We start from the raw sequence: 22,453 nt of genomic DNA, 5'->3' as shown, positions 1-22,453 counted from the left end.
TTTTGAGGTATCTCGCAGATTGAATAAATTTTTCCAATAAATAATTAATACGATTCAGCAATATTATAATATGATAAATGATGAAATGCAGTACCGTTACAGGTCCGATGCACATTTTGTATATCCAGATTATAATGGCTACAATTTTGCAAATATAAATAATACAATATTATCATTATTTGATATAAACCATAATGGCAAGGGCCTTGAAAAGAAACTGTATAACAATATAACTGGAAACAGAAAGGTGGTATTCATATATATGGATGGCACCGGTTATGACAGCTGGGTCAATTATCTGGGCAATTATAAAGCCTTTCAGGAATTCAACAGATCAGGAATAGTTTCTCCAATTACTACAATTTTTCCATCAACGACTGCAGCTGCAAGCAATACAATAAATACCGGAGTTCCACCATGGGAACATGGCCTTTTTGAATGGAGATTGTATATTGAAAAATATAATATGGTTTTAAAGAGTTTGCCGTTCATTCCTGCATATAAACAGGATAGGTCTGAATTTAAAGTGCTTGATCCTGATCCTTCACTGCTTTTCCATGGCAAAACATTTTATGAAACTTTAAAAGAAAATGGGATAAAATCATATGTTTTATCATACAGTGAATTGCTTAAAAGCAGTTACAGCAAAATTATGTATTCCGGTGCAAAGGAAAGGAAAAGATACGATTTTCTCTTTGAAGGATTCATGATTTTAAAAAAGCTTCTTGGGAAAATGAAAGAGGATTCATACACATTCTTTTACATCGAAGAGCCGGATAAAATGGAGCACCGTTATGGCCCGGGAAGCCCAGAACATCTCGAATCACTGCATTATATAGCTGAAATGTTTGATATGCTTTTAAAGGAACTTGCAGGCCAGGATATTTCAGTGATAGTTTCATCAGACCATGGATTCACACCTGTTAACAGTAAAATTTATGTTTCCGGCGTGGAAGATCTGCTATCATCAAATAACGGTAAGAAAATACCGGAATCATGGAGCCCGAGGGACATGTCCATGCATACAGAAGTTCCAGTTAAATTAAAACTTCTGCTGGAAAACCAGCTTGAAGGCAAAGCAGATGTAATAACCAGACATGAATTAATTTCTTCAGGCATAATGGGGAAACCGGATGATAAATATATGTCAAGAATCGGTGATGTTATAGTTCTGCCATATTCAGGAAATACTGTATGGTACAGATATTATGAAGATGATATAATAAAAGACCGTGGAATGCATGGTGGATTAAGCAAAGAAGAAATGGTCATACCATTTTCCACATTAAATTTAAAGGATATAAAAAATTATTAATTTATTTTGTATTTTTTATCAAATTTTCGTAGATTTCCAGGAATTCAAGACCCTTATTGATCCCACCAAATATTTCATCCTTTCTTATTGCTTCAACATCTTTTTTCATCTTTTCAGGGTCTTTAACTCCAGCGTTGCCAATCATTGCCTGTACGCTTCTGTTGATTCTCAATGGGCTGATCTGGAAGCTGTAAAGTGTATCAACAATGTTTTTTAAATTGTTTAGCACATACTGCCTTGATCCTTCGCTGGAAGACATGGCGACAAAGAAAGAATCCATATCCTGTTTCTTTGCCTTTCCTGATTTTACAAATTCCATAATTGCATTATGGTTTTTGTCGCCTTCAAGGCTTCCAGAAGCTGTTATCGCTTTTGTTTTGTCCTCGTCGTTTGTTGTTTTCTCTATTATATTTGCAAAATAAGCAAAATCATTGTTGACTTTTGCCTGTGCAACAAGGTATGCAAGCCTGAAATCCGGATCCACGCTTTCGTAATTGCTGTATTTTTTCAGCAGTGATTTGCAGAAATCATTATTTATGTATGCAAGTTTTGTGTAAAGCCCGGAAAGTGTGATTTTGTAATTGAAATCATCCTTTTTTGTTGTCTCTATATATTCCATTTTGTCCTTTATGTAGAAATTGGCAAGGTCTCTGAAATATGTGTTGTTTGTTATTGTATAAAGATTGTAAAGCTGTTTTGATATTTCATCTATTACTATGTTTTCATTAATTACATACAGTTTTTCCAGCCTCCTTACATACTGTGTCAAACTGATTTTACCGGAAAGAAGGAATGCATATAAATCGTTTGCAATTCCCCATTTTTCAGTTGCAGTGATCTGTGATAAATTCCTGGATACTGTTTCAAACATGGTATCGTCGTATAATACCCTGTAAAATCCATCATGGTCATAGTTCAATGATAATATGTCGCCGTCAATTTTTATCTCATTTCCTTCCATTAACAGTTTTTCTTCCTTTGAAAATCTATTAACAAATAATGGTATTTTCCACGAAGAGCTTTCCCCATTCAAGAAATAAAACTGTTTCTGTGAAATTTTCAGTGAATCTCCATCCCTTTCTGCAATCAGGTAAGGATACCCTTTCTGGGAAATCCACTGTTCCATTATTGACGATATTCCCTGGCCAGATTCTTTTTCTATTGCATTCCATAAATCTGAACCGGAAGCATTCTTAAATGAGAATTCTTTAAGGTAATTCCTCATTGCCTTCATGAATACATCCTTGCCAACATAGGCTTCAATCATCCTCAGTACATTCGACCCTTTTCCATACCTTATTTCATATGATAACTGTGATATGCTTCTTGGGTCTGAAACATCGGCATTAATTGGATGTGAGTTTTTAAGTGCATCCATTGTGTATGCGCCATCTGTCTGGTCAAGCAAAAAGTCCCCAAAAAACTTCCATTCCGGGTCTGTATTATCCACCGTTTTAAAAGCAAAGAATGTTGCAAAGCTTTCATTGAGCCATAAATCATTCCACCACTTCATTGTTACCAGGTCACCGAACCACATGTGCACAAGTTCATGTGTTATAACTTCAGAAGTTCTTTTATAGCTTCTGCTTGTTGTAGATTTATCAATATTCAATAATATTTCCCTGAATGTTATTGCTCCCCAGTTTTCCATAGCTCCCGCAGCGAATTCTGGAACAGATATTAAATTCAGTTTTGGAAGCATGTAATCTATCCCAGTGTAAGTTTCCAGGTAATTTAAAGATTTTTTTGCAGTTTCAAGCGGATATCTTGATGATGTTAAATGCCCCTTCATTGCAGTTAAATAAAGTTTCTTGCCTTTATATTCATCTACTGTCTCATCGAAGTGGCCAACACCAAGGTAAACAAGATATGTTGCCATTCTTGGTGTCCTTTCGAACTCAACAACTTTTTTGTTATTTTCCATTTTTTCTGATTTAACAGGCATATTTGATATGGCCTGCAGATCCTTATCGATTACCATGGCAATATCGAACGTTGCCTTGTAGTTTGGGTTGTCAATGCATGGAAATGCCCTTCTGGCATCAGACTCTTCGAACTGTGTAGAAAGAATATATTCTTTTTCAGTTCCTGCAACGTAAAACCCTTTTAAGCCCCTGTCATTGTCCGATGAAAATTTTACTTTCACAGAAATATTTCCGCCATCAGTGTTAAACGATACATTTTCTTCTGTGGTTTCATATTTTGCAGCGGTTCCATTAATCTTAATTTCATGTATGTCTATTTTGTTCAGGTCAAATGATATTTTTTTATCTGCGTCTTTTATCTCAACCTTTTCTGTGCCTGTATACTTCTTCCCTGCAAAATCCACATCCAGTTTTATATTATAATTGACAACTTCCATAACAGTTTATATGCTTACATTTAATAAATTTTTTCAGCATTAGATATTTTAAATAATTTGAGAGTATACTGAATAATGGATCAAAAATACAGTTATGCTAGGCTTGGAATAGCTGCAATCATGATTTTATTATTAATACAGTTCATTCTGGGAATGTATGTAAACCTCTATGTTTCTTTTCCGCCATTGAACAGCGTAACAAATAATGCTGCAAACCATTTTCCATCCAGCTATATTGCTGTGATGTTCCACATGATGCTTGGTTTTCTTATACTTATAGTGTCTTTTATAATGCTTCTTCTCAGCGTTAAAATAAGAAATACTAAACTGGTTTTATCCAGTGTTACATCTTTTGCATTCGTTATAATGGCTGGAATTTCAGGATTTTTATTCCTTTTTAATGAATTAAATATATATTCTATTATAATGGCAGTTTCATTTATTATAATAATAATGTCTGAATTTTACTATCTTTATGCAATAAAATTAACTGCAAATTAATTTTTCATTAATTCAGATGCCCTCTTATAAAGTATATCCCTCATGAGAAGGAAAGACCTGAAATTTTCTGAAGTGAAACGTTCTGTAAAACCTGATTTTCTGGACACAAGCCTGTAATAATACAAAACTTCTATTACCTTTTTGCATCCCCTGAAGGCAACATGTGCGGCCCTGCTATCTGACAGTATAATTTTATAGTCGTTTGCCCAGCCCTTCTCTCCTTCCATATCCTCAAGAAAATGAAAATCTTCGGGTTTTTCTCCTGTTATTATATAGTTTTCAAGTGACTGTATATAATTAACCATCTTTTTATACTCACCTGCATGGACTTTATCAAGATCAGCAAGCCGTGCCAGAAGTTCTGCCAGATCGTATTCCTTTACAAAATACATCTGGATTTCAGAGTCATATTCCTCATCGTTTTGATTTACGCAGCAATGAAATTTAGGAAATTCTACCATATTTTATCATACTTACATTTCATAAATAATTTATGCAAAACAATTAGATATAAATGCTAAAAGTTTTTGAATTTAAGCAATTGAATCGTATCTGTCATAATTAACAATGCCAAAATTCTTCACTGTTATGGAAATAAATTTTTCTTTTACTTCATTGAAATCATAGTGCCTGTTACAAACCTGTTCCATGGAAGTCATTATTTCCGGAGAAAAATTGCAGGGATTAATTAAGTTGAACTTTTTAAGGTCTGTTGAAATATTTAATCCCATTCCATGCATGGTTGTAAAATGATCTATTCCAATCCCTATTGAGCAGATTTTTTTATTGCCTGCCCATACGCCTGTTTTTTCATCCAGCATTGGCGCACTGCTTATTCCATAGTTGGCCAGCAGCTCTATTACAGAATTCTGAATCATTTTGATGAGGTCAAGGGCATTCATTTCCCTTCTTTTCATATTTATTATATAATATGCAACAAGCTGGCCTGGCCCGTGATATGTCATGTATCCACCACGGTTTATCTTCACTGCATTTGCGAGATCACCTTTATAGTGTGCGCCTGCAGTATAAACATCAGGATGCTGAAGAAAAATAAATGTATCATCTTTTAAGCCTTCATTAACAAGATCATGCATTTTCTTCTGGAAGGCCAGAGCCTTCATATATTCTACAGTTCCAGCATCGTAAATTGTTGCCCTGTAAAAGTTTTCGTGCATCATTTTTTGTTCGCATATTGTAATGATTTGGCATATATAAAAATATAGCTAAAAGATTTAAATTAGAGTGTATTGATTAACCAGTGAAATAAATGGGACATAATTTAAAAAAAATAGATTATATGGTAAAGGGTGTTGAAACAAGGGACGGAGCAGGCGTAAAACTAAAACGCATTTTTGGTGGCCCCAACACTGTAAATATAACAGATCCATTTCTGCTGCTTGACCATTTCGGATCTGACAAAATAGAAGATTATATTGCAGGTTTCCCCTGGCATCCGCATCGTGGAATAGAAACAGTGACATACCTGCTTTCCGGGAAGGTAGTCCACAGCGACAGCACTGGCCATAAGGGGACAATTTATCCTGACGAGTTGCAGTGGATGACAGCCGGAAGCGGTATATTTCACCAGGAAATGCCAGAGCCTCTGGATGAGAAAAATCCTGAAGAACTGATGAAAGCATACGGTATGCCAACACTGGTTTCTGGCTTCCAGCTGTGGCTTAACCTGCCAGCAAAATACAAAATGACAACACCGGCATACAGAAGCATAAAGGGTAATAAAGTTCCAAAAATCTCAATTGATGGGGCTACTGTAAAAATTATAGCGGGGGAATACAATAAAGTTGAAGGAATTTATAATTCAGAATACGGAATAGACCCTTTATATCTAGATATTTTAATGGATGAAGAATCAGAGTTTGCTTATAAAATTAAAAATGGTTATACATCAATAATATTTTCGATAACTGGTGAAGGCATGGCTGGAAACCAATCTCTTGAACCAGACACAGCAGCAATAATGTCCAGAGATAATAGTTACATTAAAATCAATACTGGAAAAACAAAATACCGTTTTATACTTTTATCAGGAAAGCCTTTAAACGAACCTGTTAAATGGTTTGGTCCAATAGTAATGAATACTGATGAACAGATCAGGGAAGCCATAAAAGATCTGAACAGCAATAATTTCGTTCGGGAAAAGGTGCCATTAATTAAATAAAATTAAATCTAAAAATATCTATTTTTCTATCTATTTCTTTTTTAGATAACAATTAAATATGCAATTGTCATTAGATGGCATGGAAAATGACAGTGACGTAAATCAATATATGGTTGCATTAAAATATCAGCTCAAATCATATATTCGTACAAGAAGATTTATCGGATTACTCATCTTTACAATAATAATATCAATTGGAATTACGGCATTAATACTCCACGATGAATACAGTATGCTGAAGGCAGGTACTCCTCTTTTCTATTTTTATAATTATTTATCCGGTTTCTCAGCTGACCTGGTAGTGATAATAGGTGCATTCTTCGGCGGAGACATTATTTCCACTGACACCGGAACTAATGCTGCATATTATTCACTTGTGCAGCCTGTCAGAAGGTCAGTATTATTCCTTGGCAGATACACAGCCGCACTCATATTATCATTCATAATAGTTTTAGTATATTTTGTTGTGGGAATGGGAAGTTCATTTTATCTTTATGGAAAGGTTACGCCAGTAATATTTGAAGGGCTTGGAATACTTGTTTTATTCCTTGCAGCTGCAATTTCATTTGCTGCTTTATTCTCTGGAATATTCAAGGGGCAGTCCAGTGGCATTATAGTATCAGTGCTGCTGCTATTCATTGGATTCCCAATAATTGATACATTTGTTGGAACAATTGGTGGAATTGACCCATTATTTTCACTTGATTTTGCAGGAGAAATAATGTATTTAATATTTGATAATCCATATCCAGCAGCAAAAGTTGTATCGCCATCAGGATTTGCCAGAGGAGCCGGTTCTTTCTATACATTCAGCCCAACTGTAATGCAGGGACTTGGTGTTCTTATAGCTTATCTGGTAATCTGCGGATTGATTGCAATAATACTTTATTCCAGGAGGCAAATAGAGGGATAAACATGGAAATAAAATTCAGCAAAGTTACAAAAAAATACAGTAAATTTATGGCTCTGGACGATGTGTCATTCAATTACAGCGGTCACGGAGCCATAGGATATCTTGGGCCCAATGGAGCAGGAAAAACTACCACATTAAAAGTTATGACAAATTTATTGCGACCTTCCAACGGAACTGCAGAATTGAATGGCATAAACGTTAACCGTTACCCTAAAAAGGCAATGCAAAATGTAGGGTCAATGATAGAAACCCCTACACCATATCCATATCTTACTGTTAAAGAATCAATGCAATTTGTAGGTGAATTAAGGGGAATAGACAATAAAACAATAAATTCAAAAATAGACGAATTCTATGATGCACTTAAATTGCCTCCACTGGATTCCAGAATGGGGCAACTTTCAAAAGGGCAGAGGCAGAGAGCAGTATTTGCATCGGTCCTGATATCTGATCCAGATATAGTTATACTTGACGAACCAACAAGCGGGCTTGATCCATTTGAAAGGAAAATATTCAGAGATTTCATACTTGAATTGAAGAAAACAAAGCTTGTATTCTTCTCATCACATATACTTTCTGAGGTTCAGGAAACATGTGACGATGTTGTTTTCATAAATCATGGGAAAATACTAAAGCAGGGAAAGATGAATGAAATATCCCAGGAGTTCAATACAAATGCAGTGTCAATAGAATTTTTGAAGCCAGTTAATGACACAATCGTAAAAAACCTCGAATCTACAGGAACTGGCATTTTAAAAGCCGAAGGGAAAAATGTGGTATTAAAATTCTCTGGAAAAGAAGAAGACCGTGCTAAAATACTGGAAAATGCTATTAAATTGGCTCCAGTTATCTCATACACCTCATATGGTTCAGATCTGGAATCTGCATACTTATCCATACTTGGGGAGAAAACAAAATAGGGTGATATCATGCTGAGAAAATTTCCTGAAGATTTTATGTTTGGAACTGCAACAAGTCCATTCCAGGTAGAAATGGGAAAATCCAGGGATTCTATTTCTCCTGAAAGCGACTGGTATCAGTGGTCGCATAACGATGATATAATAAAGAAGACCTACGTAAGCGGTGATTTTCCCGACAATGGCCCTGATTTCTGGAATAATTACAGGGAATTTATAGAGTATTGCATTGAAATGGGTAATAATTCAATAAGGATTGGCATTGACTGGGCAAGAATATTCAAAAAATCTACGGAAAAAGTAAATGCCATTATTAAGAAAAATGAAAATGGAGATATTTATCAGATGGATTTTTCAGAAAATTTTATTGCCCAAATGGATTCAATTGCCGATTTAGGTGCCGTTGAGCATTATAAAAAAATAATGGAATATATCAAATTAAAGAAATTAAAAATCGTGCTTACCGCTTATCACTGGCCACTTCCATTGTGGCTACACGATGCAGTAAAATGCAATGAAGATATTTCAAAATGCAATAAAAAAGGCTGGGTCGATAGATCAACAGTTGGAGAATTCGGCAAATATATCTATTATATATGGTATAAATTCAATAATTATGTTGACGTCTGGCATACAATTAATGAACCAAACATAATTGCCATAAACGGATATCTTTATGGAAATCTTGAAGGGTTCCCACCAGGGCTCTCAGATTATCAATTAACAGTTGAAGTCATGAGAAACCTGGCGTATGCACATAACATAGCATATAAAATTATTAAAAGGAATGATAAGCACGCATATGTTGGGATCAGCATGGCAATGCCGTATTTTGAGCCGGAACTGGATACAGAGGAAAACAATTTTATTGTGAATTATGTCAAATATATATTTTATGGCCTCCAGCTTAATTCATCACTTTACGGCAATTTTGACAATTCTTTATCAGGAATATTTAATGAATCCAGGCCAGAAGAATTTGCAGGCACAGATTTTATAGGCATAGATTATTACAGCAGAATAACCGTGAGGTATATCAACAATGACAATATTGATATCAGGTACAGATTTGCATTTTTGCCATGCAAGAAGTGTTCAGACAATTACTGGGACATATATCCGGAGGGGATAAGATTTGTTTCTACTGAAATATTCAATCAATACAGAAAGCCCCTTATTATACTTGAAAACGGCATTGCTGATTCAAAGGGAATACTTAGAAAAGATTTTATTGAAAAGCATCTTATTGAGCTTCACAGAACAATTAAAGATGGGCATATTCCGGTTAAAGGTTACTTCCACTGGTCATTAATGGATAACTATGAGTGGGCCAGAGGTTATAAAGATAAATTCGGGCTTTACACTCTTAAGGATGAAAAATTTGAAAAAACTGAGGCATCAGAATTTTACAGCACTGTTTGCCATAATAACGGTGTGGAAGATAAAGATTACAGGGATTATTAATATTGAATAAACTTTGCAAAATAAAACCAGTGATCCAGCAAAAAGTCTTTATTCCGATATATTTTTATAAATTTAGAATAAACATAGTTAAAAATAAATAACAAAACATAATACTATTTTATGTATTTAAGAAGCTATCTGAATTCACAGGAAGCAATGGAATTAATAAACAAAATAATCCATTCAGATTTTGTGGAGGCCATGAAAAATGGGACATTAGAAGATAGTAGATTCAGATACTATCTAACACAGGATCATATATATCTAAAATATTACAAGGATGCGGGAACTGTTATCGGCAAGAGGGCTGCAGATATGAAAATCAGGGAATTGTATGAGCTAATTGGCGGTGAAGAGCCTGAATTCCATACCCAAATGTTAAAGCAGTTTGGAGTAACTCCAGAAAGCATATGTGACTGCGATGCAAATTATACAACATATTCATATATAAATCATTTAATACGCTGGTCAAATGATTCATCGATAAATGGGATGCTTTCTATGTTTTCCTGCCAGTGGTCATATGGCTATATTGCAGAGGCAACACCGGCTCCTGCTGAAAAATTCAAGTTCTGGTTTGATTTTTACAGGTCAGCAAATTACAGGAATATTACCGATAAATATATTGAAATACTTGGAAACATTGATTTAAATAAAAATCAGGAAGAAATTATAAGATTTGGCCTTCTTTATGAACTTAATTACTGGAATGAATGTTATATCAATATAAAATAAATAGTGGCTTGCAATTTCCATACCATGATAGATGATACATTAAATTATCTTTATAGCCTGACACGCGAAGGAATCAAAATGGATCTCAATGCCACAAGAGCTCTGGCTGAACACCTTGGCAACCCACAGAACAAATTCAAAACAATACATATTGCAGGTACAAACGGGAAAGGATCCATAGCATCATATATTTACAATATACTTGGGCAGAAATATAAAACAGGGATGTATACATCACCTCATTTAATTGATTTTAATGAAAGAATAATAGTTGATCAGCAGCAGATTCCTGATACTTATATTATTGATTTTATGGAAAAAAACCGCAGTTATATAGAAAACCTTGCAGTTAAATATAGAAATCCCACATTTTTTGAAACAACAACTGTAATGGCATTCAAATATTTTGCAGATATGAATGCTGATTTTGCAGCAGTAGAAGTAGGGCTAGGAGGCCGCCTGGATTCCACAAATATAGTAATGCCGGAAATCAGCATCATTGCGCAGATCGGATATGAGCATTACCAGAGGCTTGGCTGTTCCCTCACATCCATAGCATATGAAAAAGGAGGAATAATTAAAGAGGGAAAACCCGTTGTTTTGCTTGATGAAAAGCCAGAAGTGGTTTCAGAAATCAAAAAACTTGCGGAAATCAGGAATTCGGAACTTAAGATGGTTTCAAATTACTGCAATGTAAGTGATTTAAAATACAGCCTGGACGGCATGTTCTTTACTCTTAAGACACCGCTGGAAGAATATAAGATCAAAACAACAAATCTTGGTTTGTTCCAGATTAAAAATATAAGTGCTGCAGTAACAGCTATAGAATCCATTCCAGATAACCCTGGAAAATTAGCCATAGAAGCTGGCATAGCAAAAGCAAGGTGGCCATCAAGGTTTGAGATAATAAGCAAAGATCCATTAATTATAATGGATTCATCGCATAATCCTCCTGCAGCAAGTGCACTTGTTGAAACCTTCAAAACCTTTGTGAGCCAGAAGCCAGTTCTTCTTATCGGCATGCTTAATGATAAGGATTATTTTTCATATATGTCGATAATGAGGAAACTCTCAGATACTGTTATATTAACTACACCTGATGATCCGGAACGTTCACTTGATCCTGAAGCACTTGCTAAAGGCATGGGCAATATGTTTCCAAACATAAAGATAATTAAGGACCCTGTGCAGGCATATAATTATGCAATTGAGAATAATAAGTGTGTCCTGGTAACCGGTTCGATGTATCTTGTTGGCATGTTAAAAAAGTATCTTAATTCGTCTGTCCGACCGTTTAATATTAATTAAACTATTGGTAAAATACCCGGTAACAAACTCAGTTAAAAAACCTATTTGTATATAGAATATATATGTTGTAATTACTGGTATCTATGGAAAATCCTTTTATCAAATACAACAAAATAAACAATTACGTGACGGGCGATCTCAAAAAACTCAGCAGTTCATACATACCGGACAACTTTCCACACAGGGAAAAGCAAATAGATGGAATTGCAAGAGTTATGAGTTCTATTGTTACCGGTGGAATATCATCAAATCTCCTGCTTTATGGCAAATCCGGTTCCGGAAAAACTTCATCTGTACTGTATGTTACAAATATGCTGAGGGAAACGCTCAACGGAAATATTAATACTATTTATATAAACTGTGAAATTTATGATTCACAGTACTCTATTCTGGTATACCTGGCCAATGCCATAAAGTCTGATGACCCGCCTGTGCCGATTCTTGGGCTTCCTCAGGATAAAATATATTTCGAACTTGTTAAAAGGCTCAACGGGTCAAACAGGTATACAGTTATAATATTAGATGAAATTGATAAATTAATCCAGAAAAATGGCAGCGACGCTCTCTACGTTATTTTAAAAATTTTGACCGAAAGCAGTGCATCAATGATAGGAATTACAAACGATGCATCATTTGTAACCGGACTTGACACAAGAGTACAGAGCAGGTTGAACCAGGAAAGCATAATATTTCCCCCATACAATGCCATGGAACTCAGAGATATTCTCAATTTCAGGGTTTCAGGAGTTATAGAGGAAGGATTCATAAACGAAGCGGCCATAAATTTATGCGCTGCACTTGGTGCACAGGAGCACGGCGATGCAAGGAAATCAATAGACCTTTTGCGAATTGCAATAGATTCCGCACTTAAAGATGGAAAAACATATGTGTCAATAGATGATGTGTATATGGCACGTGACCGGTTCGAAATGAATGTTTTAAAGGAATCCATAAAGACATTGCCAATACATTCAAAAATGGTTCTTTTAAGCGCATGCCTGACACAGGAAACCGATGAAGATTTATCGGTCACAGGTGAAATATACGAAAATTACAGGAATATCTGCATCGAACTGGGATTTCAGGCACTTACAATGAGAAGAATATCAGATCTGCTTTCAGACCTGGAGGATACCGGTTTGTTGACTACAAATACCAGGTCACTGGGCAGATATGGGAGAATGAAATTTATAAGAGTTATGGGTTCAATACAGAGCATAAAGGGATATATCCTTGAAGACTCATCCTTTTCCAATTTCCATGGTTCAAAAATAGTGCGCCAGTCAAAATTAAGGACAAACTTTGATGCCTATGTTAAGACATACAAAAACGGGGATTTCGACAACAAATAAGCATTAAAAATATTTAATAAGGCTTTTGCAATACTGATTATTATGTTAAAGTTATATAAACTGGCAAAGGAAAATAGGGGAACAATTGACAAACTCCTTGCCGACGATGTTGTGGGCAGGCAAACAATTACATATAAGGATGGTGCCAATTATGGCTATAATTCATTTTACATAGTTTTGATCGAAGGGTCAGAGGATATATTCAAAAATGTTGAAGCAATCGGAGAAGGAACACTGGAACCTTTAAGCAAGGGAAAGCAGGATGAAATTTATAATAAAATAAAGGATGAAGAAAACAGTTCACAGGATGGCATGGGCTTTATTTTCGGATGAACATGTTAATTATTACAGGCATGCCGGGATCTGGAAAGGACGAATTTGTTCAGGTTGCAAAAGCCATGGGTTTTATAGATGCACACATGGGAAACGAAGTAAAGAAAAATGCATTAAAGCATAATATTTCCATGGATGATAAAAATATTGGCTTATATGCAACTGAAGAAAGAAAGAAATATGGCATGGATATCTGGGCAAAAAGAACAGCAGAATCAATATCAAATCCTGATATTACAATAGTTGATGGCCTCCGTAATGAAGAGGAATTAGACTATTTCAAAAATAATTTTCAGAATGTTGTTGTTATTGCAGTGTTTGCAAATGAAACAGACCGGCTTGGGAGAATAATCACGAGAGACAGGGAAGATGATTCACATGATTATTCTGGAATGCACCAGCGCGATAACAGGGAACTCTCATGGGGCATTGGAAAGGTAATATCATTAGCCGATTTTATGATTGTCAACGATTCTACACTTGAAGAATACCATAAAAACGTTAATATTTTGTTAAATCATATAATTGCAAGGCATCCCGAAATAAATTTTAAATCAAGCTGTTAATTTTTTGGTATATTCATAAAGTGCGTCAAAGAATATTTTGCCCGTTCCATTTTCATATTCTTTGCCATCGTCCATCATCTGAAAGTTATAGTAAACTCTTTCAGGATGTGGCATAAGCCCTATTACATTCCCATCCCTGTTCGATAATGCTGCTATATCCATAACTGAACCATTGGGATTCCATGGATACGATGCCTTATTTCCCTTCTGGTCCGTATACTGGAATAAAATCTGGTCGTTTTCCATTACATTGCCAAGTGTTTTTTCACTATCAAATAAAACTTTTCCTTCCATATGTGCTACCGGCACTTGAAATATTTTGCCGGAAAAATACTTTTTAAATATAATATTTTTGGAAATGTATTTTACATAAGTATACCTGCACTCAAACTTATTTGATGTATTCACTGCAAGCACCATTGTGCGGTCTTTTTTTCTGTCCAGATCTGGAAGCATTCCAAGTTCGCTGAGAACCTGAAATCCATTGCAGACCCCGATTAATAATTTGCCGGAATCAACAAATTTGTTCAGGCTTTTAATGTGCGGAGTAAGGCGCGATGCAAATATTGCACCTGCCCTTACATAATCTCCTGCTGAAAAACCACCTGGAATAAACAATAAATCATAATCCTCTAATTTCTTCTGACCGATCTCAGACACGTGTATGTATTCTGATGAAAAACCGGATCTTTTTAAGGAAAGGAAAGCTTCTTCTTCATTATTTGTGCCTTCCATTCTCAAAATTCCAGCTTTTAGATCATTACTTTGCACTCTTTCTCTCCTTTGATTTAACTCTCAGGCCAGTGTAACCACATTTTCTGCATTTTGTTGCGTTAATTGAATTTCTAGCATAACATCTCATACAAATTTTGCGTGTTAATCTTCTTTCTATTGCTTCTGGGAACGACATAAAATCACTTAATCCTTATCTATACAGAATATTTTAACTTTGTTGTAAAATTTAAAATTTTAAAAAAGTAATAAAAATATTATCTTGATACCTTCATTTCAGATTTTACGCCCTTATCTTCTATGGTCTGGAATTTTGGTGCGAGCTTTTCAAGAATTTTTGGAAGTGCAGTGTATTCCATTTCTTCATCTGGAAGCCTGTGAGGTTCAAAAACGCCCATTCTTCTTATGTAGTTAGCCATAGTCAGTGCTTCGTTCCTGGCAAAGTCAAATGCCACATCCCTAAACATATCTACGGGGCCTACAAGCTTTCCGTCCTTCATGACAAATCCAAGAGCCATGACTCTGGGCGGACCATCAAATCTGGTCATCTGCGCATTGTCCATTCCAACAGGCATCATTGGGCCATTGAATGAACCTCTCATCCAGCCTGATACCAGGTATGAGTTTGCAAACGGCTCAAGAGCTTCTCCAGAAGCCGGCAATCCAGACTGTATTCTTACTATTCCTGCTGGATCATCCTTGCCTACATATTCTCCCGCTATGAATGAAAGTTTGTCTGTGGTAATTACTGCAACATTTTCATCCGGAAGTTTTGTATGTATATCCTTTGTAAACACCCTTTTAATTACATATTTTCCCTTTGATCCTATAAGCGCAAGAAGATCATATGTATCTTCAGGGAGAGAAAGATAAATTTTCTTTCCATTGTATATATCCCATACTTCAAATTTGAATCCCATGTGCATATTTGGATCTATTACAAGTCCCGGAGTGTTGAAAGGATCTCCAAATATTTTATACATTGGGTAATTAAAAGCTCCCGGCTCAGTTTTATCCATCATATAAATTATGAAAGGCTCTGATTTTCTTGGTGTTATTTCAAGTTCGGCTACACCTGGCCCCATTCCCTTTATATTTCCGGAAAATGCATCCTTTAATAAATCCTGGCCGGCTCCGTACAAACCTACTTTTTTTGCAACATCTGTTCCTGCCTTGAATGCATTCCATGCCAATCCATGAATCTCTGGATTGTCTGTGCCTCTCGTATGCACCATTGTTATCTGTATATCATCACCTATATGTGATATGTGAAAATCTGAAACAAGTCCTTCAGAATTATTTTTTACGTAGTTTTCTACTGCATCTACAACCGGTTGATATACAACTGTATGGCCCGGCAAACTTCCTATATCTGCTTTAATATGTGAAATTGTTGTTTTCATAAATAACTATATCGATAATTGCTATTAAATTTTATGTTATCATTGCGGTTAATTTAATGTAAATTCAATCTTTGTGCATTTTTTATCACTTTACCTGAATATTTTCTGCGCATAACCGCAAAATAAAGCAAAGAGTTAAATATTATATTTCTTTAGCATGATTTATTGAAAGGGCTATTGCAGCCTCTTTGATAATATGTGCCAGAGGGCCATGGACAAAGATATTTCCAACAGTGCCAAAATAATTATTTCCTATTCTTATAATATTGGCAAAATTATTTGATTCAAAAACGATTTTATTGCCCATAGCATTTTCCATGGCTGTAATTCCAGAGGATCTTGCAATAATTGAAGACATTGGGAAAAATTTATCCTGAACAGACATGGAATCGCCGGCAGCATAAACATCAGGGTAATCCACAGACTGCAAATATGAATTAACAACAATTTTATTGTTTTTTGTTGTTATTTCATGGTTCATTGGCGGAAGGCTGCCTGTAAATCCTCCGGCAAACACTGTAATATCAGAATCATATTCTTTTGCTTCTGTTATTACCTGATTTTTCTTTACCTCTATTACAGGGCTTTCAACTTCTATTCTAACACCTTTTTTAGAAAGCAATTCACTGGCTAATTTTGCAAATTTGCGTGGAAGCCCTGAAAGAATATCTTTTCCAGCCTCCAGTATAATTACCTCCGCATTTTCTATTTGCCCTGCAAGTTCTATGCCTAAATAACCACCTCCAATTATTACCACTTTCTTTTTACCCTTTAATTTATTTCTCAGGTCAACAGCATCTTCAATGCCGGAAAATCCATGTATATATTTGCTTCCTTTTATGAAATCATATTTTTGTGAATATCCTGTGGCAATTATTAATTTTTCATATTGTATTTTCTTTAGATTCATAGTTACAGTCATGTCCTGGAAATCAATATTATTGACGCTTCCAAGATAATCCAGATTTCTAAAAATTTTTGGGAATTCAGCACTTTTTCCATTTACTATATCCATTATTCTTGGCGCCATAGTCAAAAACGGATTCTCATCAATTAATGCAGCATCTCGATTTTTTAACTTAGCCGAAATTCCTGCAATGCCACCACCAATAATAATAATTTTGCCTGTCATGATAACAGGTTATTATTGGTTGTTTAATTAATTTTATGTGTGAACTAAATATTTACTGAACATACCACATATATGCATGAGCTTTAAATATAATGAGATAATTAAATATAATGGAAGTAGATGAAAACGGTTTGAAGGAACTTAAATATATTTTTTCATATATGGTTGATGCGTTTTCATATGAAGTAGACAGGGATAAAAAAGCCAGTGAAATTGAAAGATTAACCAAATGCCTTGAATCAGATAAGAGTTCTATAGAATCAATAAAACAGGAATTGAGCAGTATAATGGATAACTTTGCGTCCACGCATAATGATTTTAAATCATATGAGGAAAAAATTATAGAAACAGTTTCTTCAGTTACCAGCCAATTTTTCACAAAAAGTTCACAGGATATATTTTCCCGTATTTCGGAAATGAATACAGCAATAGAAAAGGATGTTAAAAATGGAAAAGAAATCATAGGAAAATTCTTCTCATTAAACCCTTTTACAATCTTGAATTCAAATATAGAATTATTGGTTAATAATGGTGCAATAGAAATTAAACAATTTCTTCAATTCAGTTACGGCATAAGATGTACATTTCTGCTTAACACAAAGGATAGCGAATTTATGAATAATCCATATTTTTCATCATTGTATACAGGCGTTAAGATTCCTGTTGGAATTGATAACTCTGGAAATATTACTTATGAAAGCCTGAGCAGCTACAGACTGGAAAGTGCCTATATTACAGGCCAAACTTTGAAATGTACCTTTAAAACAGAAAATTCTGGCAATTTCTTTGAATTTGCATATGACCTTAACAGGTCTGCCATTGGCATTTCATATACAATCAATAACAATACATTGAATATAGTTGATGAGCCAGATTTAAAGGCACATCTTGACAATGATATTTTAATGGATTCTCTTGATAAGCTCAATAAAGAAATATGGGAACTTACAGAAAAATCCAAAGAAATTATATCTTTGAAAATTGATGATGAAGAAGTTCTAAGCACAATGGAATTTGGAAAAATATTTTACAGAATAATAGAATCAAATTATATTAAATCACTCATAAAATCATTGCCGGAAACAGATGAAAATCCTGATAATATTTCAAAAGATTTTATAAGGCACAGAATTCACACAATAGGAAAAGATGAAGAATATATATTATCTATCCTTTTTGGATGATTTTCTGAATAAATGTGTGAATTCTCCATTGTAGAGATATGATTTTTTGTCAGAACTGCCAGAGATATTACCACCCACCATTATCAGTGCCTGCCTGTTTATTTTGTTTTCAAACATTGCATGTTCCAGGTCTCCGATTTTTGTTTCTATTATTTTCTCATCTGGCCATGAAACTTTATACGCAATTATGGCCTTTTCATCTGGTGTATAGCCGGCATTGATCAGTTTCTTGCTAACCATCTTTGCATTTGATGCACTGAGAAATATTGCAAGTGCTGTTTTATGTGATGCCAGCGTTTCAAGGTCTTCTTTTTCAAAATATTCTGTCCTCCTTGGAACTCTGGTAAGTATTACCGACTGTGTTGTTCCAGGGGATGTAAGTTCCATGCCTATTCTCGCTGCAGCCGCAAATACTGAACTTATTCCTGGAATTATTTCATATTCCATTCCCCTGTCTTCATAAAACTGGATTTCATCGTTAATTGCACCATAAATTGCCGGGTCTCCGCTGTGAAGCCTGGTTATGTCAAATCCCTGGCTATAATACTTTTTAACATTGCTGTTTATTTCTTCCAGAGTTAAGGAGGATGTTTTTATTATATTTTTGGCCATGCTGTCTTTAAATGTTTCAGGGCTTACCAGGGAATCGGCATATATTATTACATCGGTTGAATCAATAATTCTTTTTGCCTTTACTGTCAATAGTTCAGGGTCACCAGGGCCTGCACCAACTATATGTATCGTTTTATCACCACCACTGTCATGTAATCCTTTATGTCATTAATATTATTATAAGCTCTCTCCTTTTCAGTTGAAACATTGCTCATTATGTAAAAATCATTTATACTGTTTTTTTCCAGAATTTCTTTTATTATTTTCTTTGCCCGTATTGCTTTGAATATAACAATATTTTGTGAAGACATAATTTTAGATTCCATATATTCATAATTGTTTATGGCAGGCAAAACCAGGAGATCCTGATCCTTTGTGGCAAGCATTATTTTCATGGCTGCTGAAATTCCATTCATCGAGCTTATTCCTGGAATTATGGTAAATTCCATATTAATATATGGCATAATATCCAGAAATGTACTGTAAAGCATTGGTTCCCCTTCAACTGCATATGCTGTTTTCAATCCCTTTCTGCAACTGCCCATAATCATTTCAGCATATTTTTTAGAGATTTCAGGTATCTTATCACTTCCAATTGGGAATTCCAGGGCCTTTATTTTTTCTTTATCGATCTTCAATAAATTCAATATATTTTCTGCTGAGTTCAATGAAGTTTTTGGATAAAATATTATATCAGCATTTAAAAGTGCATTGTAACCTTTTATAGTCAGCAGTTCAGGGTCTCCAGGGCCAAGGCCAACAACTTTAAGCATTTCCATTCTTTATCACCTTTACAATATAAATCTGGTCCAGCGGAGAAAACCTTGTGTATCTGGATACTGAAGAAAGCCTGGAAATATTTGCCTGGGTAACATGGCTTCGCAGTTTATTCTCCTTTATGAATTCCATGGCCAGATTAAAATTTTCTAAAGTGGTTATATTTGCAACAAGCCGGCCGCCGCTTTTCATTTTATTGTAAGAATAATCAAGAATTTCCCTTAATTTTCCGGAAGATCCTCCAATGAAAACTGCATCTGGGCATGGCAATTCAGACAGAATTGCCGGGGCCTCACCGTTTATTATATTAATATCGGTGGAAAATTTTTTCATGTTTTCTTCAATATAGCCGCAGAGAATTTTATCTTTCTCTATTGCATAAATTTTTCCATCTGCATTGAAAAAAGAACTATAAACGGCAACAGAACCTGACCCTGAACCCACATCCCATAAAGTATCTCCATTATTCAATTCAAGCTCCATTATGGAAATGTCCCTAATTTCTCTTTTAGTTATATTATCATTTTTCCTTAAGAATAAATTATCATCTGGAAATGTATCTGTATTATTTCCGTTTTTGATTAAAACCATAATATTTAACGGGTCAAACTCTTTTTCTACTATTTCTTTCAGATCGTATTTGTTTATTTTCTCATCTTTATAGCCAAGCCTTTCAAAAACATATATAGAATAATCATTTAAATTAAAATCCAGCATATATCTTGCTATGCTTGACGGTGTGTTATTGCAGTCAGTAAATACAGCTATTTTTTCTCTGTTCCTGATTTTCTGGGCAAGGCCCTTTATTCTTCTTCCATGCAAGCTTACTGTATAAATATTGTTTTCATTCATTCCAATTCTGGACAGTGCTACCTGAAGAGAACCCACTTCCGGGATAATATGTATATCGCCAATACTGTAATTCTTGCTTATATAATTGCCAATGCCGTAAAAGATAGGGTCACCTGATGCAATTACCGTTATTGTTTTGCCTTCTTTAAATTCATTTTCTAGATCCTGTGAAAAATCCATAATATTTCCTATATTGATAATTTTAGCATTTGTTTTTGGAAGAATTTCCATATTTCTTCTGCCACAGAAAACCACATGACTTTCTTTAATGCACTGTTCAACTTCAGGATTAACTGGCCTTCCCGGGAAAATGCCTGCAATATTAATTTTTTTCACGGCTATCACCAAAATAATCCCTTATTTCATTATAAAATCCGTTATAGGGATATTCAATTTTTATTACTCCTGCTTTTTCCGGAATATTTATTCCATCAGGCAAAGAACCACTCATACTGGCAATAACTATAAGGTCTGATTTTTCAATATAATCATTTATATAATTGCCTATTTTAATCGGTACCATCCTGGCCACCTGAAGTTCTTTTTCATTGCCTGTCCCAATCCTGATATAACTGTCATCTATGCTTGAAATATCAAGAAGGTCAAATATTCCATAATTTAGAAGCAATTGCCTCCCTGTATTATCTGTTGCAATTTTGCCAAGCCATCTTAAATCAAAACCGCTGGACCTGAAGATATCCATTAATATTCCTGCAAAACGCCCTTCAAATGCAATATTTTTGCCGTAGAGTGTTGCTGTTGAAATATTTCCAGGGAATACTTCCGCTGATCGGATTTTATATACTGTTAATCCCATGCTTTCCAGTTGAGCTGTGTCTGGAAAATATAGGTCATATAAAACTGTAACAATTTTTCCACTGTAAGGTTTATTTTCATATTTGCAGAACATTTCGTGGTATTTTGCAACATCTCCTATTACTATGAGGGATGGAGACCCTGCATAATCATAATTTATGCTTTCAAGAGTGCCTGTAAATGTTTTTTGATGATTATAAGTTCCATTTTCTATAATAGCTACAGGGAGCAACGGGTCATATCCAGCCGATATGAGTTTTTCTCTTATGGCATAAAGATTATGCGCCCCCATGAATATTACCAGCGTATACATTCTGCAGTTAAAATTCCTGCATTCCGGAATATTCATATTTTCCACATTATTTCCGGTTGTTGCAATTATGCCATGGTTTACATTTCTATGGGTTACCGGAATGCCAGCGGCTTCTGGCACGGCTATAAGGGATGAAACACCTGGAATAACTTCATATTCAATATTATTATTAATTAATTCTTCTACTTCTTCTCCCCCCCGGCCAAAAAGGAAAGGATCACCGCCCTTAAGCCTTGCAACAATATTATTTTTTAATGCTTCTTCAACTATTATTTTGTTAATTTCTTCCTGAGATATCCTTCTGGCATATGGCTTTTTTCCAACATAGATTTTCCTGCATCCTGGCCTGGCATAATCCAGAATTTCAGGATTGATAAGATGATCATAAATAATGCTGTCCGCCTCTTTTATTATTTTTACTGCTTTAACAGTTAAAAAATCCATGTTTCCTGGCCCACAGCCCACTATAAACACTTTTACCATTCATGAGATATTTTATTCTCATATATTGTTTTAATTATTCATTGCAACAATGCTTCTAATACCTGGAATATTAATTATGAGTTAATTATAATATCACACAATTAAAAATACCGGTATGGTTATTTTTAGTCATTTAATAAACCATATTCGATTTTATATTTACACAAACCACTATATAATGAAATATTTTAAATAATAATT

General features: G+C 34.8%; 23 protein-coding genes. 12 read left to right on the top strand and 11 right to left on the bottom strand.

Translation table 11 applies throughout. The features are described from left to right. Positions 1–70 precede the first annotated feature (70 nt). Positions 71–1,315: an alkaline phosphatase family protein gene (locus tag WKI77_RS00900; protein WP_337859956.1), complete on the top strand. Its 1,245-nt coding sequence runs from the start codon at positions 71–73 to the stop codon at positions 1,313–1,315. A 1-nt stretch (position 1,316) separates the two neighbouring features. Here the strand turns inward: WKI77_RS00900 and WKI77_RS00895 are convergent, their stop codons facing one another. Next, the gene (locus WKI77_RS00895) at positions 1,317–3,677 is read right to left on the bottom strand and encodes a M1 family metallopeptidase (protein WP_337859955.1); all 2,361 of its coding nucleotides are present in this window, start codon (positions 3,675–3,677) and stop codon (positions 1,317–1,319) included. Between the two features lie 75 nt (positions 3,678–3,752). On the opposite strand from WKI77_RS00895, the gene WKI77_RS00890 reads away from it, so the two are divergent. Then, entirely contained in the window at positions 3,753–4,178 is a 426-nt protein-coding gene (locus tag WKI77_RS00890; protein ID WP_337859954.1) for a hypothetical protein, read from the top strand. On the opposite strand, the gene WKI77_RS00885 is transcribed toward WKI77_RS00890, so the two are convergent. Beyond that, positions 4,175–4,639 carry a hypothetical protein gene (locus tag WKI77_RS00885; RefSeq protein ID WP_337859953.1) on the bottom strand — a complete coding sequence of 155 codons (465 nt, stop codon included), beginning with the start codon at positions 4,637–4,639 and terminating at the stop codon, positions 4,175–4,177. The two genes, WKI77_RS00890 and WKI77_RS00885, sit on opposite strands and share 4 nt — an antisense overlap. A gap of 72 nt (positions 4,640–4,711) precedes the next feature. Beyond that, the gene (lipB, locus tag WKI77_RS00880; protein ID WP_337859952.1) at positions 4,712–5,359 is read right to left on the bottom strand and encodes a lipoyl(octanoyl) transferase LipB; all 648 of its coding nucleotides are present in this window, start codon (positions 5,357–5,359) and stop codon (positions 4,712–4,714) included. 89 nt (positions 5,360–5,448) lie between these two features. Between lipB and WKI77_RS00875 the strand changes: the two genes are divergently transcribed. The 9 genes from WKI77_RS00875 to WKI77_RS00835 all read left to right on the top strand — a co-directional run bounded on the left by WKI77_RS00875 (position 5,449) and on the right by WKI77_RS00835 (position 13,948). Beyond that, positions 5,449–6,360, top strand: coding sequence for a pirin family protein (locus WKI77_RS00875; protein ID WP_337859951.1), 912 nt, complete (start codon positions 5,449–5,451; stop codon positions 6,358–6,360). 79 nt (positions 6,361–6,439) lie between these two features. Further along, positions 6,440–7,273 carry an ABC transporter permease gene (locus WKI77_RS00870; RefSeq protein WP_337859950.1) on the top strand — a complete coding sequence of 278 codons (834 nt, stop codon included), beginning with the start codon at positions 6,440–6,442 and terminating at the stop codon, positions 7,271–7,273. A 2-nt stretch (positions 7,274–7,275) separates the two neighbouring features. Next, a complete protein-coding gene (locus tag WKI77_RS00865) occupies positions 7,276–8,193 on the top strand; it encodes an ABC transporter ATP-binding protein (protein ID WP_337859949.1) in 918 nt (305 codons plus the stop codon). 9 nt (positions 8,194–8,202) lie between these two features. After that, positions 8,203–9,654 carry a family 1 glycosylhydrolase gene (locus WKI77_RS00860; RefSeq protein ID WP_337859948.1) on the top strand — a complete coding sequence of 484 codons (1,452 nt, stop codon included), beginning with the start codon at positions 8,203–8,205 and terminating at the stop codon, positions 9,652–9,654. A gap of 120 nt (positions 9,655–9,774) precedes the next feature. Beyond that, positions 9,775–10,389, top strand: coding sequence for a TenA family protein (locus WKI77_RS00855; RefSeq protein ID WP_337859947.1), 615 nt, complete (start codon positions 9,775–9,777; stop codon positions 10,387–10,389). A 24-nt stretch (positions 10,390–10,413) separates the two neighbouring features. Then, on the top strand, positions 10,414–11,697 hold the full coding sequence (locus tag WKI77_RS00850) for a folylpolyglutamate synthase/dihydrofolate synthase family protein (RefSeq protein WP_337859946.1): 1,284 nt from the start codon (positions 10,414–10,416) through the stop codon (positions 11,695–11,697). 83 nt (positions 11,698–11,780) lie between these two features. Further along, on the top strand, positions 11,781–13,049 hold the full coding sequence (locus WKI77_RS00845; RefSeq protein ID WP_337859945.1) for an ORC1-type DNA replication protein: 1,269 nt from the start codon (positions 11,781–11,783) through the stop codon (positions 13,047–13,049). Between the two features lie 42 nt (positions 13,050–13,091). Continuing rightward, positions 13,092–13,382 (top strand): hypothetical protein, encoded by a 291-nt coding sequence (locus WKI77_RS00840; RefSeq protein ID WP_337859944.1) that lies wholly within the window; start codon positions 13,092–13,094, stop codon positions 13,380–13,382. A gap of 2 nt (positions 13,383–13,384) precedes the next feature. Then, positions 13,385–13,948 carry an AAA family ATPase gene (locus tag WKI77_RS00835; protein WP_337859943.1) on the top strand — a complete coding sequence of 188 codons (564 nt, stop codon included), beginning with the start codon at positions 13,385–13,387 and terminating at the stop codon, positions 13,946–13,948. Here WKI77_RS00835 and purQ read toward each other — a convergent pair. The 4 genes from purQ to WKI77_RS00815 all read right to left on the bottom strand — a co-directional run bounded on the left by purQ (position 13,937) and on the right by WKI77_RS00815 (position 17,215). Continuing rightward, positions 13,937–14,719 carry a phosphoribosylformylglycinamidine synthase subunit PurQ gene (purQ, locus tag WKI77_RS00830; RefSeq protein ID WP_337859942.1) on the bottom strand — a complete coding sequence of 261 codons (783 nt, stop codon included), beginning with the start codon at positions 14,717–14,719 and terminating at the stop codon, positions 13,937–13,939. The genes WKI77_RS00835 and purQ overlap by 12 nt on opposite strands. Beyond that, the gene (locus WKI77_RS00825; RefSeq protein WP_337859941.1) at positions 14,709–14,858 is read right to left on the bottom strand and encodes a 50S ribosomal protein L40e; all 150 of its coding nucleotides are present in this window, start codon (positions 14,856–14,858) and stop codon (positions 14,709–14,711) included. The genes purQ and WKI77_RS00825 overlap by 11 nt, the downstream gene beginning before the upstream one ends. Before the next feature lie 79 nt (positions 14,859–14,937). Then, a complete protein-coding gene (gene fbp / locus WKI77_RS00820) occupies positions 14,938–16,083 on the bottom strand; it encodes a fructose-1,6-bisphosphate aldolase/phosphatase (RefSeq protein ID WP_337859940.1) in 1,146 nt (381 codons plus the stop codon). Between the two features lie 142 nt (positions 16,084–16,225). Further along, entirely contained in the window at positions 16,226–17,215 is a 990-nt protein-coding gene (locus WKI77_RS00815; RefSeq protein WP_337859939.1) for an FAD-dependent oxidoreductase, read from the bottom strand. Between the two features lie 110 nt (positions 17,216–17,325). Here WKI77_RS00815 and WKI77_RS00810 point away from each other — a divergent pair, with 110 nt between their 5' ends. Beyond that, a complete protein-coding gene (locus WKI77_RS00810; RefSeq protein ID WP_337859938.1) occupies positions 17,326–18,399 on the top strand; it encodes a hypothetical protein in 1,074 nt (357 codons plus the stop codon). Here WKI77_RS00810 and WKI77_RS00805 read toward each other — a convergent pair. From WKI77_RS00805 to cobA, 4 genes are read right to left on the bottom strand one after another with little or no spacing between them, the layout of a single operon-like run. Beyond that, the gene (locus tag WKI77_RS00805) at positions 18,379–19,101 is read right to left on the bottom strand and encodes a cobalt-precorrin-4/precorrin-4 C(11)-methyltransferase (protein WP_337859937.1); all 723 of its coding nucleotides are present in this window, start codon (positions 19,099–19,101) and stop codon (positions 18,379–18,381) included. The genes WKI77_RS00810 and WKI77_RS00805 overlap by 21 nt on opposite strands. A 29-nt stretch (positions 19,102–19,130) precedes the next feature. Next, complete coding sequence (locus WKI77_RS00800; RefSeq protein WP_337859936.1) at positions 19,131–19,790, bottom strand: precorrin-2 C(20)-methyltransferase; 660 nt, start codon at positions 19,788–19,790, stop codon at positions 19,131–19,133. Further along, the gene (gene cbiE, locus WKI77_RS00795) at positions 19,777–20,976 is read right to left on the bottom strand and encodes a precorrin-6y C5,15-methyltransferase (decarboxylating) subunit CbiE (RefSeq protein ID WP_337859935.1); all 1,200 of its coding nucleotides are present in this window, start codon (positions 20,974–20,976) and stop codon (positions 19,777–19,779) included. Before cbiE ends, WKI77_RS00800 begins: the two co-directional genes overlap by 14 nt. Further along, positions 20,963–22,252, bottom strand: coding sequence for a uroporphyrinogen-III C-methyltransferase (cobA, locus tag WKI77_RS00790; RefSeq protein WP_337859934.1), 1,290 nt, complete (start codon positions 22,250–22,252; stop codon positions 20,963–20,965). Before cobA ends, cbiE begins: the two co-directional genes overlap by 14 nt. Positions 22,253–22,453: the final 201 nt, after the last annotated feature.

The sequence above is a fragment of the Ferroplasma sp. genome, from assembly GCF_037442045.1.
Classification (GTDB): Archaea; Thermoplasmatota; Thermoplasmata; order Thermoplasmatales; family Thermoplasmataceae; genus Ferroplasma.
The sequence above is the reverse complement of the archived record's forward strand: the minus strand, read 5'-3'. Positions and strand labels throughout refer to the sequence as shown.

What these genes read in the sequence shown, in the direction of transcription:
- WKI77_RS00900 (WP_337859956.1), top strand. Translation starts at nt 71, where the DNA reads ATGATAAATGATGAAATGCAGTACCGTTACAGGTCCGATGCACATTTT.
- WKI77_RS00895 (WP_337859955.1), bottom strand. Translation starts at nt 3,677, where the DNA reads ATGGAAGTTGTCAATTATAATATAAAACTGGATGTGGATTTTGCAGGG.
- WKI77_RS00890 (WP_337859954.1), top strand. Translation starts at nt 3,753, where the DNA reads ATGGATCAAAAATACAGTTATGCTAGGCTTGGAATAGCTGCAATCATG.
- WKI77_RS00885 (WP_337859953.1), bottom strand. Translation starts at nt 4,639, where the DNA reads ATGGTAGAATTTCCTAAATTTCATTGCTGCGTAAATCAAAACGATGAG.
- lipB (WP_337859952.1), bottom strand. Translation starts at nt 5,359, where the DNA reads ATGATGCACGAAAACTTTTACAGGGCAACAATTTACGATGCTGGAACT.
- WKI77_RS00875 (WP_337859951.1), top strand. Translation starts at nt 5,449, where the DNA reads ATGGGACATAATTTAAAAAAAATAGATTATATGGTAAAGGGTGTTGAA.
- WKI77_RS00870 (WP_337859950.1), top strand. Translation starts at nt 6,440, where the DNA reads ATGGAAAATGACAGTGACGTAAATCAATATATGGTTGCATTAAAATAT.
- WKI77_RS00865 (WP_337859949.1), top strand. Translation starts at nt 7,276, where the DNA reads ATGGAAATAAAATTCAGCAAAGTTACAAAAAAATACAGTAAATTTATG.
- WKI77_RS00860 (WP_337859948.1), top strand. Translation starts at nt 8,203, where the DNA reads ATGCTGAGAAAATTTCCTGAAGATTTTATGTTTGGAACTGCAACAAGT.
- WKI77_RS00855 (WP_337859947.1), top strand. Translation starts at nt 9,775, where the DNA reads ATGTATTTAAGAAGCTATCTGAATTCACAGGAAGCAATGGAATTAATA.
- WKI77_RS00850 (WP_337859946.1), top strand. Translation starts at nt 10,414, where the DNA reads ATGATAGATGATACATTAAATTATCTTTATAGCCTGACACGCGAAGGA.
- WKI77_RS00845 (WP_337859945.1), top strand. Translation starts at nt 11,781, where the DNA reads ATGGAAAATCCTTTTATCAAATACAACAAAATAAACAATTACGTGACG.
- WKI77_RS00840 (WP_337859944.1), top strand. Translation starts at nt 13,092, where the DNA reads ATGTTAAAGTTATATAAACTGGCAAAGGAAAATAGGGGAACAATTGAC.
- WKI77_RS00835 (WP_337859943.1), top strand. Translation starts at nt 13,385, where the DNA reads ATGTTAATTATTACAGGCATGCCGGGATCTGGAAAGGACGAATTTGTT.
- WKI77_RS00825 (WP_337859941.1), bottom strand. Translation starts at nt 14,858, where the DNA reads ATGTCGTTCCCAGAAGCAATAGAAAGAAGATTAACACGCAAAATTTGT.
- fbp (WP_337859940.1), bottom strand. Translation starts at nt 16,083, where the DNA reads ATGAAAACAACAATTTCACATATTAAAGCAGATATAGGAAGTTTGCCG.
- WKI77_RS00815 (WP_337859939.1), bottom strand. Translation starts at nt 17,215, where the DNA reads ATGACAGGCAAAATTATTATTATTGGTGGTGGCATTGCAGGAATTTCG.
- WKI77_RS00810 (WP_337859938.1), top strand. Translation starts at nt 17,326, where the DNA reads ATGGAAGTAGATGAAAACGGTTTGAAGGAACTTAAATATATTTTTTCA.
- WKI77_RS00800 (WP_337859936.1), bottom strand. Translation starts at nt 19,790, where the DNA reads ATGGAAATGCTTAAAGTTGTTGGCCTTGGCCCTGGAGACCCTGAACTG.
- cobA (WP_337859934.1), bottom strand. Translation starts at nt 22,252, where the DNA reads ATGGTAAAAGTGTTTATAGTGGGCTGTGGGCCAGGAAACATGGATTTT.